Source organism: Myroides odoratimimus (assembly GCF_001485415.1).
Taxonomy (GTDB): domain Bacteria; phylum Bacteroidota; class Bacteroidia; order Flavobacteriales; family Flavobacteriaceae; genus Flavobacterium; species Flavobacterium odoratimimum.
In genome coordinates this window covers 1-18,020 of record NZ_BCMQ01000026.1, presented here as the reverse complement: position 1 = coordinate 18,020, position 18,020 = coordinate 1, and the positions used below count along the sequence as shown (strand labels likewise).

Here is an 18,020-nt window from a genome sequence, read left to right as displayed (position 1 = left end):
TACAAAAACACACTTCAAAAAACTTATTTTTTTCATTCAAAAACGCTTGCAAACATCAGACTTTGCAGTATATTTGCACTCGCAATACGGAAGTAATGTAGACCTCTGGAGAAATGGCAGAGTGGTCGAATGCGGCGGTCTTGAAAACCGTTGACTGTAACAGGTCCGGGGGTTCGAATCCCTCTTTCTCCGCTGAAAAGCCCGATAACACTCGTTATCGGGCTTTTTTTATAACCTTGTGCACCTTTTTCGCACTGGTGGTTTCCCTATTAAAAAACCTACCCTATTTTTTAAAAAAATTCATTTTATCCGACCTAAACTACCCCTATTTTACTATTTAGTTCTACTATTTTTAGAAAAAGACTCCATATCTAGTCTATTTAGGTACTTAAAACTAAAAAACACTTGTACTTTTTTTAATAACCAAAAAACACAACTTGCTGATTTATAAAACATTATCGTTTTAAACTCATTTTAATCAGTTTTCTATAGTCTTTACAACCTCAGTAATAGCGCGCGTTTATCTTAAATTGCTCGACAATTGGTGGAGAATACCCCGTAAATGGTGGAGCTGAAGATACGTTAGTCGATGAATGCTTCTTCTATTGATCAGGGACTGTCCTCCTATTTAAAGTTTAGATTAACTGAGGCTATCCACACTCTATCTAGCACTATAATTATGCTAATAATAAAAGAGGTTCTAAGATGAGAAACTAGTAATTATAAACAGTAGTAAATCTATACATTCTACTATTTACATTGCTATCATTCACAATAATTTCTGACTACCTGTTCTATCCAGTCTTCAGTAGATGATAAATAGAAATCAGGTGTCACTCCTTTTCCCTCATAGCGTAAATACTCGCGCCAATGCGTATTTAGATCCGTAAAATGTATTCTAAAAAGAGCAGAAGGACTTACCTTATCTACAGCATGATTTCTACCATAAGTAATCATCCATCTGGTATTATCACCTAATACCATCATATTATTTAATTTCTTCAATTTTAGTGTGAATTGCTCTGCATTACTAATTGTATTAAAATTTACAAGTACATATATTTCCTTTAAACTTCTTAAACAGGTTATAAAACTGTGCAGAGCTCTTGTCTCCCTCCTCCACTATTATTTCTTAAACCAAGAATAAGGTTCTTACTCAGAAAGTTGTCTCTAATGGGATAATAAAAAAGAAAAACCATACTTCATAAACAGTTAATTCACTAGGTTATACATTATAATAAAACACCACGGTTACCCTTTCTTATTCCCTTCTTTCTCCATCAGCTCTATACGCTGTTCTAGCGTATTTTCCGTCTGAATAATATCTAATACGACCATCTTAAAAGTCTGTTTGATGCTCTTATCCGTCTTATCCATATTAGAATACAAAAGATTCATTAGAAAAGCACTTTTATTGCTTAACATTTGCTTTAAGTCTTCGATATTAGTCATAGCAGCTACCTTATCATAATCGATTAGATCAATCTTAGTCGCAGCAATAGAGCGCCAGGCAGTTGTTTTAATCTGAGGAATAAAGATTCCCTTAGACTCCATGACTATCTGTTGTAGGCTTTTCTCTTCGTTATCAGCGTGCTTTTCTAAGGCTTTAACCAAATCTTTCTGTATAGGGAGAATAAACTCTATTTCTTCTCTAGACTCTTTTAACTCACTGTGAACAGTCGAAAACACTTGATTGATATAGGCTTGGTCTTTTCTATTAGCGTTCCAATTATCAATAAAAAGAGCAATAAGAATACCCGCCACGATAGGAATAATCTCTTTAATAAAGTGAATACTATAATTTTTAATCTTTTGTTTCATCTAATGATTATTTGTTAAAGTTAGAGATGATTTATTCCTAAAAAGTCAAAGCTAATTTAAATAAATAATTGAAAGATGGAAATAGTACTACAAAAAATGTATTGTATAAATGATAATATATCTTAATCCACTGATGAGATAGCCGCCCCTCTTTTATCCAAGATCTAAAAGCAACAACTCTACATCACTTTCATAATCACTCATGTCCTTTGATTGTAAAATTAGATTAGTATTATTCTCTAATGCTATGGTCAGACGACAACTACTTTTGATAGGTTGGCAATAAATACCTTTTATCTTCACTCCTATGGCCTCTAATTCTTGGGATTTATCTAGGTATACATAACTATCATCCTCTTCTATTTCTTTTATCTTTTCCATCACTGCAATACCCACGTCAATAAAAAAGTCAAACCAACCTAAAGCTTCTACTTTTAAGTAAAGTACAATCACATTATCACGTTCATCACTCATACACGTTATTACGCGCTCTATTCTCAAGCCATTTAACTCTACACAAACAAATTCATCATCCTGATACATTCTCTCCATCGTTTCTACCTATTAAATCCAAAAAAGCTAGTATCTCTACTAGCTCTATTATCTTATTTTACTGTGATATCAATCTTATTAATCCAAATCGTCTTTCTGTCTCTAGTCTTATCAAAATTATCTAGCATGAATGCAGTATCGTAATCTACTTTCTCATCATAGTACAACTTACCATTGACATATACTTTAACCTTGTTCTTCAAGTTTACCATTTCAGGAGAAATAGCAATAGATAAGGATTTAACACGAGATGTTTCTATTCTAAATTCATTGTCTTTATAACGGGCTACAGCCTTACCTGATAAACGTGGCATATCGAAAGCATTCTTATCTACCTCTATCGTTTGCAGGTTTTCAGCTTTATCATACTCTAACCACTTGGTAATTTTAAAGTTTCGTTCTTTATGCCAATCTGCTTTCTGACCAAGCGTATCTAATTTGATATTAGTCAACCAATCTACACCTCCATAAGCATTGTCATCAAACTCCCATGTCAGCTCTTTATTAAAGCTCTTGCGCTGTCTCTCCTTAAGGTCTTTGAACAATATCTCATAGGCTGGTTCTGACTCATCAAACTCTGGGAACCAATGTGGAAAACCGTTATAACGATACTCTTTATAGTCTGCCTTTAACTCATTCATCATCGCTGTAAAAGAATCATTTGCGTTAGACGGATAATAATAGTCCTCATCTGTAGAGAAGTTGATAAAAGAACGATTCATTATATTCTCTATAAAAGTTCCTCCTGTGAATACCTTAGGTTGAGTATTAAACCCATAGAACCCTGCAAAGGGAGAAGAGTCTTTCATCAGATAAGAGAATGAACCCGTCGCTCCATTAGAATGCCCTGCGATAAACACCTTATTATCATCTACATTAATAGCCTTCTTAACCTCTCTCAGCATAGCAGGTATCATAAAGAAGCCATCATTAGATGTCATCCAGTTATACTTCTTACCTCCACTTGGGAATATTAATATTACCTCATCTAGATCTCCATATTTCGTATAGTATCTATTCCATCCTCCTAAACTAAGTTCTTTGGTCTGAAACTCTTGAAGATTATTATATCTAACTGCTCCATGCAAAAAGAATAACACAGGGTATTCCTTCTCTGGAGAATAGTTCTTAGGCAAATGAATAAAGAAAGAAGTCTTCACTGTATCATTTATAGCAAAGCTGATAGAATAATCTTGTTTTGCCTTAGGTAGATAAGGATTGTACGCTTTGATTTCTTCATATAATTTCTTTCCATTAGTAGAGGTTAACTCTTTAGTAGATTTCACCTTATAGAATTCTTCCTCTGCCTCTTTTAGATTTACATCAAACTTAGCTTTTAACGCATGCGCTTCACTCATCATAGAAGCCCATCTAGGATCATCTAATAAGTTCTTGTATTCCTCTAAAGCACTTTTGTTTGTTACATTTTGCCAACCAGGGAAGCCGTATTGTGCACGTTCTATCTTTATCAACCGATCTAGATAAGCAAAGGCTTTATCTGCTTCTTTTAACTCCGAGGCAATGATTGATATTTCTGATAAATCAGCTGCTGTTATACTGTCTGGAAATGACTTAAACGCCTTTTCATAAAGAGAAAAAGCTTGTCTTTTACTTTGCTCATCCTCGTGCTCTTCTAACAAATCATCTGCTTGATTGATCAACTTAGAGTAAGTACTCTGTCCAAAAGACACTATACTAAACATAAATGCTAGTAATACATGATATCCCTTCATAATTCTAATTATTAATAAAGCGAAAGTAAACAACACTACAATACTAAAATTGTACAAATGGAACATCTATTTCTCTAGATGCCAAAAAGTATCTTTACTTCCTAGTTTAGTTCCTTTCTCAAAGAAGTTTTTAGGAGAATTATTAGTCATTGCCTTATAAGTCTTTATTAGATGTGACTGATCATTAAAGTTAAAGCGATAAGCAATATCAGTCAACTTCTCTTCAGGAGAGGTATAGAGTTTCTGGTTCACTGTTCTTCTAAATAAATAGATATCATAAAATCTCTTTAGAGATACTCCCATATTGGCCTTAAAAACTCTATTTAGATGTTGTCTGCTCACTCCTAGTCTATCTGCTAACTCTTGTACAGAGAAGTTATCCTCTTCACTGAAGATATACTCTATTGTTTGTTCTAAAAGGCTATTTGAGAATAGCTTATATCTCTTCTCTAATGCTGTATCTAACAATGTAGTAATAACATCTACATCAGTAGTAGCGAAGACTTTTGCTAATTCGCCTACTTCCATAAACTTATAATCAGTAATCAGATTGACAAAACTTAAATGGCGATAAAACTGCTGTATCCCCAATGGATGAAAGACGATAACGACTCTCTGTACTCTCCCCACCTGCTTCACATGAAGTATATCTTCTCTAATAGGAGTGAATATCTGATAATCATCTGCTCCTTCATTAAACGCCATCGAACCATCACTAGCTAGTTGATGAGAAGCATAGATAGAAATCGTATTGTTATAATGAGGAAAGCACTGGTACTCTCTCACCTCATTATTGGGCTTTATATCTAAGTAATAATAGTCCACATACTTCTTTACTAAAGCATTCTTAGGACTAAAGGTATCAAAAATCTCTTTCATTACCGCTTAATTTATTTAGTTATACATTACTTACCTCTACTCTATCCCTATTATTAAGTCCACTCGTTTAATAGTATCCCACATCTGTTCTATATCACTATCTGGCAAATTCTTATTTTAATAAATAGCCCATTCTTTTGGGTATTTACAGCGTTGCCTATAGAACTCTGATAGTCGCTTTTAGCATAATTAAACGGTACTAATTCTATTGCGTTTATAAATCTCATCTCTATAAGTTTAACTCCTTTATACGAAGGTATTATAAAACCTCTTTAGTAAACTTGATAAATCGCAATCTTTTTAAAATATTTTTAATAAGATTTGTATAGCTAAACACAATAATCGTTTTAAAGAATAAGTCCTTTTATACTACATCGTACACGCCTTATAACTAGATAAATATATCAAAAAAAAAAGCTGCTACATTACAGGTAAAAACCAATATTGTCAGTAAATTGCATAAAAAGAATTCATTGACAATGGAAAAGAAATTAGTAGTAATCACAGGCGCTAGCTCAGGATTCGGTATGGAACTAGCGAAAGAGTTTGCTCAAAGTGGACATCCACTTTTACTGTTAGCAAGAAGATTAGAAAAGATGGAGGCTCTAAATCTACCTAATACACTATGCAAAAGTGTAGATGTAGCTGATAAAGATGCTTTCGAAAAGGCAATTCGTGAAGCTGAGGCAATATATGGCAAGACTGACTTATTAATTAATAACGCAGGTGTAATGCTATTAGGTGATTTAGCTACTCAGGATCCTCAAGAATGGAAACAAATGCTTGATATCAATGTATTAGGTGTCATGAACGGTATGCAAGCTGTAATGGGAGATATGAAGGATAGACAAACAGGGACTATTATCAATGTATCCTCAATAGCTGGTGTATTACCCTTTCATAATCACGCTGCCTACTGTGCTAGTAAATATGCTGTAAGAGGAGTAACACAAACTGCTCGTCTAGAACTTAGTCCTTATAATGTGCGTATTATTTCTGTTGAGCCTGGAGCAGTAGCAACAGAGCTCTTAAGCCACACAACTAGTGAAGATATTAAAGAGGGCTATAAAGAGTGGATGAAATCATCTGGAGCAAACCGTATTCAAGCTATTGATGTAGCGCGTACTATCAAATTTGCTTACGACTTACCTCAGAGTGTATTATTACGAGAACTGATCATCTCAGATACAAAACAAAATGCTTAAAATAACAGAACGCTTATAGCTATAAACTATAAGCGTTTATTTTTTACTTTATATTGTGCATTGAAATCTGGAAATCACTTGGTCTGACATTAAACAATTGCTGAAAAGTATTGCTAAAAGCAGCAATACTAGAATAGCCAACATCGAAGGCTACTTCACTCACATTCTTATCTGTACTCATCAGAAGCTCCATAGCCTTAATCATTCTTACCATCTTTAAATATTGCAAAAACGAAATATCTAAATGAGTTTTAAATAACCTTGTCAACGTCCTCACACTATAGCCAAATAACTCAGCTATTCCATTTAGCGTTAATGCTTCACCTAAATTCTTTTGCATATACTCTGTGATCAACAACATTTTAGGTTCTTCTGTTGTAGGCAATTGAATAGAAAATGACTTACCTGGATGCTGCATAATGTAGTGCTTCATCGTAGATAGAAACTCATAAGCCCAAGTATCAGGTAGGATAATTCCCTTCCACTGCCTAGCATAAATCAACATCTCATACATCAAATTACTCACTGGGTAAATACCTAAACGTTCCATAAAGCGATGCTCTACATCAGTATCTTCTTCATAGAAATAGATATTTAGAATCACGACATCCGTAGTATTAGACTTGACATTGTGTATCATACCTTTAGGTATCCATACATAATGCTGAGCTGGTATATAATACTCTCTTTCTTTTGTCTTTAAATAAGCGATCCCACCAGATACCAGAAGTATCTGACTCTTGTTGTGCTTATGAGGAGGAAACCTATGTTCTAATTGCTCTCGCATGATATAGATACTATCCTTGTATTGATCTATTTCCTTTTCTGTTTGTAATAACATTTCCATAATGGCTAAAATAAGTAAAATATTGGCTAGTTATATAAAACACTTAGAATCATTCTAATCTAGTTTTGCAGTAAATAAATAGAATACATGAAACAGAACAACTTTTTATACCTAATAGTCTTTTTGCTCATAATAGGTCAAAAAGCACTACCCCAATCTATTACGGATGATAAAAACACTTTTGATTTAGACAGAATATGGGAACTTACGCAAAAGAATCATAAAAAAATAAAAGCAATACAACTAAATGAAAAAGCGCAACAAGAAAATATTAAAAATACAAAAGCAAGCCAACTTCCTACTATAAACTTACAAGGTAGTTATAGTAGACTATCAGATATGCCCCTATATGAAGATGGTTTTCTAAACAAGCCTACAACAGTTAGGATCAACTCAACCAACTATAGTTCGATGTTAGCGACAGATGTAATACTGTACAATGGACTGAGCAAAAACAGAGAGATTAAAATACAAGAAGTAGCTCTAGCCTCTATTCATTCACTACTCCAACTCTCGTTAGCTGAAGTCAAACTAGAAAGTACAAAACTCTTTTATACACTAATACGCCATACACATTATAAAGATCTTGTCGAAAAAGAGATAAAACAAGACAACAAACAACTTGCTGAGATTAACAGTCTATACAAGAATGGTACTATTCTTAAAAGTGATGTGTTGCGTTCTGAGGTGACCTTATCTAATCATCAAATGCTATTGACAGAAATAGAAAACAACATTCTGATTATCCAACAGCAACTTAATTTGCTAATGGGTCGTGATGAACTAGCCCCTCTAACACCATTGTATAAGGATTTAAAGGAAGAAATTAACTTAGAATCATCTTATGAATCTTATTTAGAAAAAGCATTACAAAACGCTTATGAACTGCAAATAGCAGATAATGACATTCAACGAAGTGAATTGGATTTAAAACAACTCCAAGCAAAAATACTTCCTAAGGTAAGTTTATTCGCTGATTACAGTTTTAACTATCCACAGAGTAAAGCATATCCTTATGCTGATGCCTTATACGGTATGGGACAGATAGGTCTTAAACTCAATATTCCTATCTCTAACTTATATCACACCAAGCATCAGAAAATAAGCCAGCAGTCCTTTATCTCAAAACAAAAAGTAGAAAGAGAACAAAAAGTAGATCAGTTAAAAAATGAGCTTAGAGCATCTTATGTAAAATATACAGAAACGTTACAAAGAATCTCTGTTGCTGAAAAGAACATCAAGCAAACTACAGAAACATTGCGCATTATCAGAAATAGTTACTTTAATCAACAGTCTTTATTGACAGACTTATTAGATGCAGAAACACAACTGTTACAAGCTCAATTCGACCTCACTACAGCAGAGATCAATGCTAAAATAGAATATTATCAAATACAAAAGGTAATCGGTAATTTATAAGTAAAAACAACTATGAGTACAAATAATAAAATAACAAAAGCAGACCGTATCATTCTTAAAATAACTCAAATAATAGCGCTAGTGGCTATCGCAGGGTTAGCAGTCTATGGGATGATTTTGGGAATAGAATTTTTAAGATATGAATCAACTAATGATGCTCAAGTAGAGCAATATGTAAACCCTATAAATAGCAAAGTAGGTGGTTATATCAAAACAATACACTTTGAAGAAAATCAATTGGTAAAAGCTGGAGATACACTAATCACAATTGACAACAGAGATTATAAAGCTATTCAACAAGAAGCTAAAGCCTCTCTACAAAGTGCCCAATCTCAAATCGACATACTGGATGCAAACATCAATACACTACATACTAATGCACAAGTAACAAAAGTTCAGATAGAAGTAGCTAAAGCAAAGCTCACTAGACAACAACAAGAGTTTAAACGATTTAAAAATCTACTTGAAGAGGAATCAACTACTCAACAACAATTTGACAATATCAAAACAGCTTTAGATATAGCAGTATCAGAATACCAAGCTGCTCAACAAGCTTATCAAGCTGCACTGTCTAAAATAGAAGATGTAAAAGCTCAGAAACTGGCAGCTATATCTAATATAAAGTTGAGTGAAGCTACTTTAGATAAAAGCAACCTCAACTTAGGGTATACTATTATCACAGCACCTTATACTGGTCGAATAGGTAAGAAGATTATACAAGAAGGACAATTAATCCAATCTGGTCAAACAATCTCTTATATCGTCAATGAAGAAAGAGGTAAATGGATCATAGCGAATTTTAAAGAAACACAAATTGGCAAGTTTAAAATAGGGCAATCTGCTAAAATAACAATAGACGCTTTTCCTGATATGGAATTTATAGGAGAGATAGAATCTATCTCACCAGCTACTGGATCTAGATATTCTTTACTACCTCCTGATAACGCTACGGGGAACTTTGTCAAAATAATTCAACGTATCCCTGTAAGAATCAAACTAAAAGATAATGTAGCTAAGATTAGCAACTTATCAGCTGGGATGAATGCCAATGTATATATAGATAAACCATGAGAAACATAAAACTACCAACTTTTAAAGAGTGGGTACCAGATTACCTTATTCGTATCACTATCTTCTTAATACTCTTTCCTGCTTTAGCAGTATTTGCTTTTTATTATAGCAATACGCTAGAGACGATGAGTTATTATGGTATCGAAGCTTCTGATGTCCAGTATTCGGTAATATTAATGTATGGCGCTTTAGTTTGTTTCTTACCACTAGATGATCGATTAGTCAAGTATTTTTCCTTAAGACAATACCTCTTACTAGGTATTGTCTTTAATACGATCACTTATATTATCTGTGCGATGACCAGAGACTTGACTATCTTCTTTATCTGTCGTTTTATACAAGGAGCTGTATGTGCTTTATTCTGTAGTATCTGTCTTAATCTTATTTTTCCAAGACTTAATTCTGCTAGAGCCCGAGTGATAGGATATACTATATTCTATGGTACTTTATTAGTTTCTGTTCCGATATGTGGAATATTATGTAGCTACATACTTCAGTACTATTCATTTAATATTATGTTTTACTTACTGATTATCTTGCAGGTACCGGGAGCTGTTCTATTACTCACTATTACTAATAATGTACACATTAGAGAAAAACTTCCTCTATATCAAGTAGATTGGATTAGTTACATTTACTTTACGATTATTATCTGTTCTATCGGCTATATATTCGTGTATGGACAACAATTAAATTATTTAGAACACAGTAGAATCAGACTGCTAACTAGTACAACAGTTGTAGGGTTAATCTTATTCATCTTGAGACAGCTCAGTCTTAAAAGACCTTTTATTAATCTAGCTGTTTTTAGATATAAAGACTTTTGTTTAGGTATCCTCTTGATTATGATCTATTACTTTTTTAAAGGAACGACAGGTTTTGCTTACTCTTATTTACAGACATTAGGCGTATCTTCTATTCATCTGACTAGCATTTATATCAGTAACACCTTAGGGACAATAGCGGGGTTACTAATTGTATCCAGATTATTATTAAATGATGTTGCGATTAAATATATTGTATTACTTGGTTTTGGAACTTTGTTAATCTATCACATCCAAGTCTATTTCTTATTCTCTAATACAGGTACAAGAGAAAGCTTTATACTTCCTTTTTTTATTCAAGGATTTGCTATTGCAGCACTACATATTCCCTTAATAATATATGCAGCTGCCTCTATACCACCAGCTATATCTAATGCTGTTTCATTCTTAGGAATTAGCTTTAGGTTCTTAAGCTTTTCTGTAACGATAGGAATTACCAATTACTTTCAATTGTTTAATAAAAGTATACACTACAATAGAGCTTCTGAATATATAACTTCCACCAATCCATTAAATAATGAAACACTTAAAAACATACAACACCACGTCACACTAGATGGAAAAGATTATGTCACAGGAGCTCAACTAGCCACTAAAATTTATAATAATCATATCAATACACAGATTATAACTAGAGCTTCACAAGACTACTATACTTGGGTTATTTGGGGACTAATATTTATCATCCTAATCGTCATGTTATCTTCCCCTACGAAGAAGATTCTTAGTAAGCTAAGTAAGGACTTTATACCTTATTAATACTTTTCCTTTTTCTAAGCTTTTTATACCGCGAGCCAAGTTCTCTCTAGAGAAAACTTGGCTCTTTTTATTAACTAAAAAGGATACCTTTTATAGAAAAGCCTTTATAATCGCCTTAATTTTAAACATCTTAGCTTTCAAAAAAAGAAATAAAAATGGCCATAAACAAATTGTTCACAGCCATAATCAAAATTAACTTATAAAATATACTCTTTATCAAAAGAACTTATTCACTAGGTTTCCATCTTATCATGATATAAGAAGGCTTATTAAAAGGTTCTATCACAGACTCTTGATTAACCTCAAAGCCCCACTCTTTTAAGAAGGGAACTAAAGGGTTATTCTGTAACACCTCTATCCATATAGCATCATAATTACGAGTTAAGGATAAACTCTTTTGCCATAAAGACTCTCTTACTTCTTCCTCATTATACTCAGAATTGATATAAAAAGGTTCAAGATTAATAACTTTTTTATCCTTTAATACTTCTGGTTGCATTACTTGTTTAATCATTACAAACCCTACAGGTACTTCTTTCTTAAACACTGTTAGCATTTGTGTACTTAGATTATTCAATTCTAATACAGCTTCTTTATGATTTAATTGTTGAGTTATATATTGATTTAATTGCTCTATTTCCACTGTATCCGCATACATTTCTCTTATTTGAGCTTCTCTTAATTGAAAAAGAATACCAAGCCCCTCTTCAGTTCCTATTGTGAATTTTGATATTACATCCATATTATTTCATGTTTATTTACAAACATACCCTTTTCTATCCCATTTGTTTCGATACAGTATTCTAAAAAAGCATCGGTACATCGCTATAATATAGACTCTCCGACTCTTCTTATGGCTTCTAGATTGTGTAAAGTAAGTTGTTTAGAGAATACTGCTCTAAAACAATTATCATATACATCTGTAAAGGAGAAAGTCTCTCCTGGTGTAAACTGCACTCCTTCTTCTGTACATCGCTTATAGAAAAAGTTCATATCTATATGCGCAGGTAATTGAACCCATGTACAATACCCTCCTTGTGGAAGTTGAACATGAATAGAATCAGAAAAACTATGAATTAATTGCTTCACCAACTGTAATGCTTGACGTTCTAATTGCTGACGAAAAACTCTAAGGTGCTTATCATAAGCTGAAGATTGAAGAAGCTTTATCATTACCTCTTGATTTATAGGAGATACCGAACGCCCTAGAGCGAACTTCAAGCGCTCTGCTTCAGAAAAAAACTGTCCTGCTGCTAACCATCCTAACCTAATACCTGGTGCTAACGATTTAGAAAAAGACGAATATGTCATTACCAATCCTGCTTCATCATAGTTACGAATATTACTTGGTCTACTTCCCTTAAAATAAAGACAGCCAAAAACATCATTTTCTATAATGGGTACATTGTGATATAGAGCAGTTTCATAAACCGCTTTTTTACTCTCCTCCGTCATTAATATTCCTGTAGGGTTATGAAAGTTAGGAGTTAGTACAATCGCTTTTATATTATTAGTCGCACATACTTTTCTTAAATAATCTGTATCAAAACCATCATATGCACGAACAGGTATTTCTATTGTCTTTAGCTTCAGACTAGCAATAACTTCTAAAATAGAGAAGACACATGGGCTCTCCACTGCTATAATATCATTAGGTGAAGTAATAGTGCTTAAAGCAATATATAGTGCTTGTAATGCTCCATCAGTCACCACAAGTTCATCTGAAAATATAGGAGCTCCATGAAGTCCAGCTCTCTTCACTAATAAATCTCTTAGCTCTTCTGCCCCATTATTAGGATAATAACGAAGTAAAGAAGCTCCTTTTTCTCTTATTACCTCTTGCATTGTTTTGAGAACTAATTTTTGAGGTATAAATAAATCAGATGGACTCGCTTCATTCAGTATTGTCTGACTAGTATCACTTATTGGATTCGTTATAAGATGTATTTTCTTTCTAAAAACTGCATCGCGAGGGATAATAGGTAATTCTACTTCTAAATTTTGTTCCGCAAGACGATCAGATACAATATACCCAGAACGAGGCACACTAGTGACCAAACCCTTAAATACAAGATAATCATAACCACTCTGAACAGAACTTATACTTAAGTTGTATTCTTTTTTTATAGCACGAACAGAAGGTAATTTATCTTCAGGCTTTAATAATCCTTTATTTATTCCCTCTTCTATTTTATCCGTAAAAACACTATACTTATATTCCTTCATTCTCATATAATCAGTACGTAGAGATTCTTCATGACTTCACGCAATATTGTAAGTAGAATAAAAACTACTCTCTATCAAAGATACAATTATTCATTATTCTCTGATGCTATATCACGCCTATCTGTAGGTATATTTATAATCTCAATAACAGTAGCTACTTGCTCTAACTTAATACCAGTTAACCCATAACCATAATAAGCTCCTGTATCTATATTATACGAGTGGCTATCTAAAGTATACTGAGGATGGTTTTGTTTTAAAGGAGTATGTCCGTGAACCTGTAGTTTCTGAAGATTGACAAGTGGCTTACGAGTCCATAACACCCCATCCCAATTAGACTCATCATAAGGATTAATCGTATCACATACTCCTGCATGTGTGACAATAAATGAAGAAGTCTCAAATTTAAGTGGTAATTTTTCTAAGTGTGGTAAAAGGTTTTGCAAATCTACATGATGCCTTTGAAAGTCTTCTAAGGTGGTTAAACCACACTGAGATGTCCATATTTCATGACGTCCATCCTTGATATACTGAATAAGTTCAGCTTCATGGTTTCCCCTAAGAACAGTTACTGATAATGTTGTATCACTTAATAAGGCTAAACACTTCTCTACGACTAACCAACTATAATTGCCCCTGTCTATTAAATCTCCTACTAATATTAAATGCTCATTAGAAGAATCCCACTGCTCTAGAAGAGAACAAAACGTGTGATAACAACCGTGTATATCACCAATAATAAAATAGTTCATGCTCTTTTTATAAAACACAAACTTAAAGAATAAAAAAACTCCTACTTAGTAAAGTAGGAGTTTTTATTATTATTGTTTTGAAGCATCTAAAGAAGCTTTTCTAAACTCTTTTAAAAGTTTTTCAATAGATAAAGAAGCTTTACGTGCTCTTGTACCTGCAGCTTTATTTCCGTTTTCTAATTGTAAAGCTGAATCTTGTTGGAACGCTTCAAACTCAGCGTTGATTTTTTCGATTAATTCTTTCATGGTAATTTTTACATTTTAAATATGTATTACAAAAATAGAATATAATCTCACATATACACAGTATTTACTGACTTTTTTACCACTTTACCTCTCTCTTTTAGCACTTGATATTATTACATTATTGTATTCCAAACGGTAAATATCACCTAATCCACTCACTTTCAATACACCAAAGCTAAACGCATCGAATGTACCGTCATTACTACATTTCACTAAAAAAGTGAACAGATATTACTCAAAACAGATCAGTTCCTATAGATTTAGTCCTTAAAACATCCTGTTTCTATACAAAAAACCGTCATTTTCCATTACTCGTAGGAATAATTACAAGCTTAAATGTAAGATAGGATAAGGCTTTCCTTGTCCGTCTGTCTCAGACCTGTTTACTGATTTGAACCCCATGTGTAAATAAAATCCAACTGCTTGTTGATTTTGTTCATTTACATCTACTTTAGTAATATGAAGTCTATCTTTAGCATAATTTAATAACAATTTACCTATTCCTTGTCCACGAAAATCATTGTGTATGAACAACATTTCTAAGTTTCCATCAGCAACACCGATAAAGCCAGTCATTCTTCCCTCTTGGTTAAGATGAACATACAACTCTACGAATTCAAAATAACTAGGAATAGTCTTTTTAAAATACTCGAAGTCTTCTCTTGCTAAAAAATCATGAGTATGTATTACTGCACTTTCCCATATCTCTACTAATACTGGATATTCTTGACTCTTTACTTTTCTAATCATAATTTTAAATTTAATAGGGCAAATTTCTAAGCTTTGAGAGACAATCTACTGAACCTGGGTTAAAAAATTCGCTTGCGAATTCTACTCAGCCCTTGCGGGGTAATCCCTAAATAAGAAGCTATATCTTTTAAGGGGATATAATTAAATGTCAATCCATATTCTTCTAGCATTCTCAAATAATATTCTTCTGAAGAATACTTAATTAGATCTATATTACGCTGTAAGAGACGATTTAAAAGCATTGCGGTTAATTTCCCGAACATTATCTCTAATCCAGAAATAGAAGCGTATAAATCGCTTATTTGCTCTTTATTAATTCGATATACTACTGCGTCCATAACAGCTTGTACAGAAAAGTCCGCTCGCTCTTGAAGAGAAAAAGAAATATTCGACATAGAAAAAGTTCCTTCTTTACAAAACCAAAATGTTTGTTCTACACCTTTAGGATCAATAGTCCAACATCTAAATATTCCTTCATAAATAAAATAACTGTACTGTTCTACCTCTCCTTCTTTTATTAGGTATTCATTTTTAGAAATGGTAATTCGTTCGAAGTATTCATCAAACAAAGCATATTGTGAAGAAGTAAATACAGACAACTCGACTTCAAACTCTTTTAATAACTTTTCTAAAAGCATATTTTACTTATTAACTTGATAAATATATAAAAACACTTAGAAAAGTCAAGTAAGTAGAAATAAAAAAGCCTATTCATACAGGTTTGTACAAAAAAAATAATTTTTTAAACAATTACTACCAACTCATTTTAAACAAGTTATAAAAACAATATAAAAAAGATGTTCTTTTTTATTCAAAATCTATTGCAAAGCCCAGTATTTGCAGTATATTTGCACTCGCAATACGGAAGTAATGCAGACCTCTGGAGAAATGGCAGAGTGGTCGAATGCGGCGGTCTTGAAAACCGTTGACTGTAACAGGTCCGGGGGTTCGAATCCCTCTTTCTCCGCGAAATTATAAATAGTAACTTTTTAAAAGTTATTAAAAAAGCACAAAACCTATGATTCACAATGAGTTATAGGTTTTTTATTTTTTAGGGGTATCACATTATTTTTAAAAGTGCACCCAAAAAAGTTACAGATTCGGTGCACAAAAAAAATTTCTAGCGATGCGCACCTTTGAACTTAACGAACCCTTACGCCAAAAGGCGCCAGAGAGTTTTAAACTGTGTTTTTGGAACGTTTTAATTCGACATTTATTAATATTTAAAAACAGTTGAATTATGTTAGAAAAACAGTTGTCAATTAATTTCTTTCTCAAACCAAGTAGGAAGAAAAGTGATTTAAGAGGTGTTTACCTTCGAATCACAGTAGATGGTATTCGCAAAGAGACTTCACTTAGTCATAGATGGGATATCAAAAGATGGAACCAAAAAGCAGGTCGTGCTAATGGTACTAAAGAAGACGCTAAAACCTTAAACTACCTATTAGATACAATTGTATCTAAAATTACTAAGTACAAATTAGAGCTATTAAGTAATGAACTACCTATTACTGCTTCAATTCTTATGGATCATATACAAGGTAAAGGGACTAGTAGGATTAAAGTTTTAGAAGAATTTCAAAAACACAATGATGAAGTTTTTAAACTTGTGCCTAAAGAGTATGCAATTGGAACACATGAAAGATACGTAACAGCAAGATCACATGTTGGAGAATATATCCGTTATGTATATGGTAAAGAAGATATAGAGTTTAGAGAGCTCAACTATGAGTTTGTAATTGGCTATGAGCACTATTTAAAGACTGTTAGAGCGTGTTCTAACAACACAGCTATAAAGTATATATCAAACTTCAAGAAGATTGTTTTACGAGCAGTTGCGAAGGGAATAATATCTTCTAATCCTTTTGTACAATACAAACCTAAAAAGACTAAACTCAACAAAAAACCATTAAGCAAACAGGAACTATCTATTTTAGAGAACAAAGAGTTTCAAAATGATAGAGTAAGTACGGTAAGAGATGTATTTGTATTTCAATGTTATACTGGCCTTGCTTATATCGATGTATATCAGTTAAAGAAAAGTGATATTACAAAAGATGAAGAGGGCAATCTGTGGATTAGAACCAACAGACAAAAGACAGATGCGAATATTACTATCCCTCTGCTTCCAAAAGCAATAGAGATAATGGAAAAGTATAAAGATCATCCTGACTGTATTGGTAAAGATATCGTTCTTCCAGTTCGTTCTAATCAAAAGATGAATGAGTACTTAAAAGAGATTGCCTCACTATGTGAGATAAGTGAGTTAAACACCCATAAAGCAAGAAGAACTTTTGGAAGTACTGTAACTCTTGGTAATGGTGTACCTATTCACGTAGTAAAAGAAATGTTAGGACATCACTCTGTTAAGCAGACTGAGGAATACGCTCTAACAGAAGAAAAAGCTATTAAGACTGAAATGCAGATATTAAAAGATAAGCTTGAAGGAAAAGCAAATAAGCAAAGTGATAATTACACAGATTTATTAGAGAGTTTAAAAAAGCTAAATCCTGATAAATTAGCTCTGCTAACTAATTTTATTAATCAGTTAAATGGATAATAGAAACTCCCTTAAATTCTCTACACTTTCTAACAATTCAACTGTTGTATTTGCAAACAAGAAATTTAAGGGAGTCAATTTTCAACCTTTTTAATGAGTAGAAGTCAACTTCTACTCATTAAAAAGGTTCTCTATCTCTTTTCTGTTGTAGTAATACGAGCCAAGTATTTTTCGATACTGCAATTTACCACTGATTCGAAGAGTTTGTAGTGAAGCTGGCGAGATACTGAGTAATTGTCTTGCTACTTTAGCCTTTACCCATTCAAGAGAACTTTCTTTGTTTTGCTTAACTAATAGATCTTTTAACTCTCCAATCTAAGTACACGACAAAAAACTAAAGCAATTGATATTTAAAGGGTTGTGTCCATTTTTAGAG

At 32.9% G+C, this 18,020-nt stretch carries 19 protein-coding genes and 2 tRNA genes; 7 read left to right on the top strand and 14 right to left on the bottom strand.

Annotated features, from left to right (window positions below; genetic code table 11):
- The first annotated feature begins 107 nt into the window (after positions 1 to 107).
- Positions 108 to 192, top strand: a tRNA-Ser gene (locus tag MODO_RS16145).
- Between the two features lie 573 nt (positions 193 to 765).
- On the opposite strand, the gene MODO_RS16140 is transcribed toward MODO_RS16145, so the two are convergent.
- The 6 genes from MODO_RS16140 to MODO_RS19305 form a co-directional block, all read right to left on the bottom strand.
- Positions 766 to 1,062, bottom strand: coding sequence for a S41 family peptidase (locus tag MODO_RS16140; RefSeq protein WP_115283916.1), 297 nt, complete (start codon positions 1,060 to 1,062; stop codon positions 766 to 768).
- Between the two features lie 189 nt (positions 1,063 to 1,251).
- Positions 1,252 to 1,821, bottom strand: coding sequence for a hypothetical protein (locus MODO_RS16135; protein WP_006259320.1), 570 nt, complete (start codon positions 1,819 to 1,821; stop codon positions 1,252 to 1,254).
- Positions 1,822 to 1,974: 153 nt separating this feature from the next.
- Positions 1,975 to 2,373 (bottom strand): hypothetical protein, encoded by a 399-nt coding sequence (locus MODO_RS16130; RefSeq protein ID WP_006259321.1) that lies wholly within the window; start codon positions 2,371 to 2,373, stop codon positions 1,975 to 1,977.
- Between the two features lie 53 nt (positions 2,374 to 2,426).
- Positions 2,427 to 4,106 carry an alpha/beta hydrolase-fold protein gene (locus tag MODO_RS16125; protein ID WP_006259322.1) on the bottom strand — a complete coding sequence of 560 codons (1,680 nt, stop codon included), beginning with the start codon at positions 4,104 to 4,106 and terminating at the stop codon, positions 2,427 to 2,429.
- 66 nt (positions 4,107 to 4,172) lie between these two features.
- Positions 4,173 to 4,985 (bottom strand): helix-turn-helix domain-containing protein, encoded by an 813-nt coding sequence (locus MODO_RS16120; protein WP_006259323.1) that lies wholly within the window; start codon positions 4,983 to 4,985, stop codon positions 4,173 to 4,175.
- Positions 4,986 to 5,074: 89 nt separating this feature from the next.
- The gene (locus MODO_RS19305; protein ID WP_155116045.1) at positions 5,075 to 5,212 is read right to left on the bottom strand and encodes a hypothetical protein; all 138 of its coding nucleotides are present in this window, start codon (positions 5,210 to 5,212) and stop codon (positions 5,075 to 5,077) included.
- Positions 5,213 to 5,464: 252 nt separating this feature from the next.
- Between MODO_RS19305 and MODO_RS16115 the strand changes: the two genes are divergently transcribed.
- Positions 5,465 to 6,190 (top strand): SDR family oxidoreductase, encoded by a 726-nt coding sequence (locus tag MODO_RS16115; RefSeq protein ID WP_006259324.1) that lies wholly within the window; start codon positions 5,465 to 5,467, stop codon positions 6,188 to 6,190.
- A 43-nt stretch (positions 6,191 to 6,233) separates the two neighbouring features.
- Here the strand turns inward: MODO_RS16115 and MODO_RS16110 are convergent, their stop codons facing one another.
- Positions 6,234 to 7,037 carry a helix-turn-helix transcriptional regulator gene (locus tag MODO_RS16110; protein WP_006259325.1) on the bottom strand — a complete coding sequence of 268 codons (804 nt, stop codon included), beginning with the start codon at positions 7,035 to 7,037 and terminating at the stop codon, positions 6,234 to 6,236.
- An 87-nt stretch (positions 7,038 to 7,124) separates the two neighbouring features.
- On the opposite strand from MODO_RS16110, the gene MODO_RS16105 reads away from it, so the two are divergent.
- Genes MODO_RS16105 through MODO_RS16095 form a run of 3 tightly spaced genes read left to right on the top strand, consistent with a single transcriptional unit; the run spans position 7,125 to position 11,110 of the window.
- Positions 7,125 to 8,456 carry a TolC family protein gene (locus MODO_RS16105; protein ID WP_006259326.1) on the top strand — a complete coding sequence of 444 codons (1,332 nt, stop codon included), beginning with the start codon at positions 7,125 to 7,127 and terminating at the stop codon, positions 8,454 to 8,456.
- Positions 8,457 to 8,468: 12 nt separating this feature from the next.
- The gene (locus MODO_RS16100; protein WP_006259327.1) at positions 8,469 to 9,527 is read left to right on the top strand and encodes an HlyD family secretion protein; all 1,059 of its coding nucleotides are present in this window, start codon (positions 8,469 to 8,471) and stop codon (positions 9,525 to 9,527) included.
- Positions 9,524 to 11,110, top strand: coding sequence for an MFS transporter (locus tag MODO_RS16095; protein WP_006259328.1), 1,587 nt, complete (start codon positions 9,524 to 9,526; stop codon positions 11,108 to 11,110). Before MODO_RS16100 ends, MODO_RS16095 begins: the two co-directional genes overlap by 4 nt.
- 226 nt (positions 11,111 to 11,336) lie before the next feature.
- On the opposite strand, the gene MODO_RS16090 is transcribed toward MODO_RS16095, so the two are convergent.
- The 6 genes from MODO_RS16090 to MODO_RS16065 form a co-directional block, all read right to left on the bottom strand.
- On the bottom strand, positions 11,337 to 11,852 hold the full coding sequence (locus MODO_RS16090) for a hypothetical protein (protein ID WP_006259329.1): 516 nt from the start codon (positions 11,850 to 11,852) through the stop codon (positions 11,337 to 11,339).
- A gap of 83 nt (positions 11,853 to 11,935) precedes the next feature.
- Positions 11,936 to 13,342, bottom strand: coding sequence for an aminotransferase-like domain-containing protein (locus MODO_RS16085; RefSeq protein ID WP_006259330.1), 1,407 nt, complete (start codon positions 13,340 to 13,342; stop codon positions 11,936 to 11,938).
- A gap of 80 nt (positions 13,343 to 13,422) precedes the next feature.
- On the bottom strand, positions 13,423 to 14,088 hold the full coding sequence (locus tag MODO_RS16080) for a metallophosphoesterase family protein (protein ID WP_006259331.1): 666 nt from the start codon (positions 14,086 to 14,088) through the stop codon (positions 13,423 to 13,425).
- A gap of 69 nt (positions 14,089 to 14,157) precedes the next feature.
- Positions 14,158 to 14,334, bottom strand: a complete 177-nt coding sequence (locus MODO_RS16075; protein ID WP_006259332.1) for a BF3379 family histone-like protein — start codon at positions 14,332 to 14,334, stop codon at positions 14,158 to 14,160.
- A gap of 324 nt (positions 14,335 to 14,658) precedes the next feature.
- Entirely contained in the window at positions 14,659 to 15,084 is a 426-nt protein-coding gene (locus MODO_RS16070) for an acetyltransferase (protein ID WP_006259333.1), read from the bottom strand.
- A gap of 59 nt (positions 15,085 to 15,143) precedes the next feature.
- Positions 15,144 to 15,722: a Crp/Fnr family transcriptional regulator gene (locus MODO_RS16065; RefSeq protein ID WP_006259334.1), complete on the bottom strand. Its 579-nt coding sequence runs from the start codon at positions 15,720 to 15,722 to the stop codon at positions 15,144 to 15,146.
- A 244-nt stretch (positions 15,723 to 15,966) separates the two neighbouring features.
- Between MODO_RS16065 and MODO_RS16060 the strand changes: the two genes are divergently transcribed.
- Positions 15,967 to 16,051 (top strand) — tRNA-Ser (locus MODO_RS16060).
- A 273-nt stretch (positions 16,052 to 16,324) separates the two neighbouring features.
- Positions 16,325 to 17,644, top strand: a complete 1,320-nt coding sequence (locus MODO_RS16055) for a site-specific integrase (RefSeq protein ID WP_006259335.1) — start codon at positions 16,325 to 16,327, stop codon at positions 17,642 to 17,644.
- 111 nt (positions 17,645 to 17,755) lie between these two features.
- Here the strand turns inward: MODO_RS16055 and MODO_RS19645 are convergent, their stop codons facing one another.
- Positions 17,756 to 17,959, bottom strand: coding sequence for a helix-turn-helix domain-containing protein (locus MODO_RS19645; protein WP_115283950.1), 204 nt, complete (start codon positions 17,957 to 17,959; stop codon positions 17,756 to 17,758).
- Positions 17,960 to 18,020: the final 61 nt, after the last annotated feature.

Coding starts and splice junctions, on each gene's coding strand:
- MODO_RS16135 (WP_006259320.1), bottom strand. CDS start 1,821: ATGAAACAAAAGATTAAAAATTATAGTATTCACTTTATTAAAGAGATT.
- MODO_RS16130 (WP_006259321.1), bottom strand. CDS start 2,373: ATGGAGAGAATGTATCAGGATGATGAATTTGTTTGTGTAGAGTTAAAT.
- MODO_RS16125 (WP_006259322.1), bottom strand. CDS start 4,106: ATGAAGGGATATCATGTATTACTAGCATTTATGTTTAGTATAGTGTCT.
- MODO_RS16120 (WP_006259323.1), bottom strand. CDS start 4,985: ATGAAAGAGATTTTTGATACCTTTAGTCCTAAGAATGCTTTAGTAAAG.
- MODO_RS19305 (WP_155116045.1), bottom strand. CDS start 5,212: ATGAGATTTATAAACGCAATAGAATTAGTACCGTTTAATTATGCTAAA.
- MODO_RS16115 (WP_006259324.1), top strand. CDS start 5,465: ATGGAAAAGAAATTAGTAGTAATCACAGGCGCTAGCTCAGGATTCGGT.
- MODO_RS16110 (WP_006259325.1), bottom strand. CDS start 7,037: ATGGAAATGTTATTACAAACAGAAAAGGAAATAGATCAATACAAGGAT.
- MODO_RS16105 (WP_006259326.1), top strand. CDS start 7,125: ATGAAACAGAACAACTTTTTATACCTAATAGTCTTTTTGCTCATAATA.
- MODO_RS16100 (WP_006259327.1), top strand. CDS start 8,469: ATGAGTACAAATAATAAAATAACAAAAGCAGACCGTATCATTCTTAAA.
- MODO_RS16095 (WP_006259328.1), top strand. CDS start 9,524: ATGAGAAACATAAAACTACCAACTTTTAAAGAGTGGGTACCAGATTAC.
- MODO_RS16090 (WP_006259329.1), bottom strand. CDS start 11,852: ATGGATGTAATATCAAAATTCACAATAGGAACTGAAGAGGGGCTTGGT.
- MODO_RS16085 (WP_006259330.1), bottom strand. CDS start 13,342: ATGAGAATGAAGGAATATAAGTATAGTGTTTTTACGGATAAAATAGAA.
- MODO_RS16080 (WP_006259331.1), bottom strand. CDS start 14,088: ATGAACTATTTTATTATTGGTGATATACACGGTTGTTATCACACGTTT.
- MODO_RS16075 (WP_006259332.1), bottom strand. CDS start 14,334: ATGAAAGAATTAATCGAAAAAATCAACGCTGAGTTTGAAGCGTTCCAA.
- MODO_RS16070 (WP_006259333.1), bottom strand. CDS start 15,084: ATGATTAGAAAAGTAAAGAGTCAAGAATATCCAGTATTAGTAGAGATA.
- MODO_RS16065 (WP_006259334.1), bottom strand. CDS start 15,722: ATGCTTTTAGAAAAGTTATTAAAAGAGTTTGAAGTCGAGTTGTCTGTA.
- MODO_RS16055 (WP_006259335.1), top strand. CDS start 16,325: ATGTTAGAAAAACAGTTGTCAATTAATTTCTTTCTCAAACCAAGTAGG.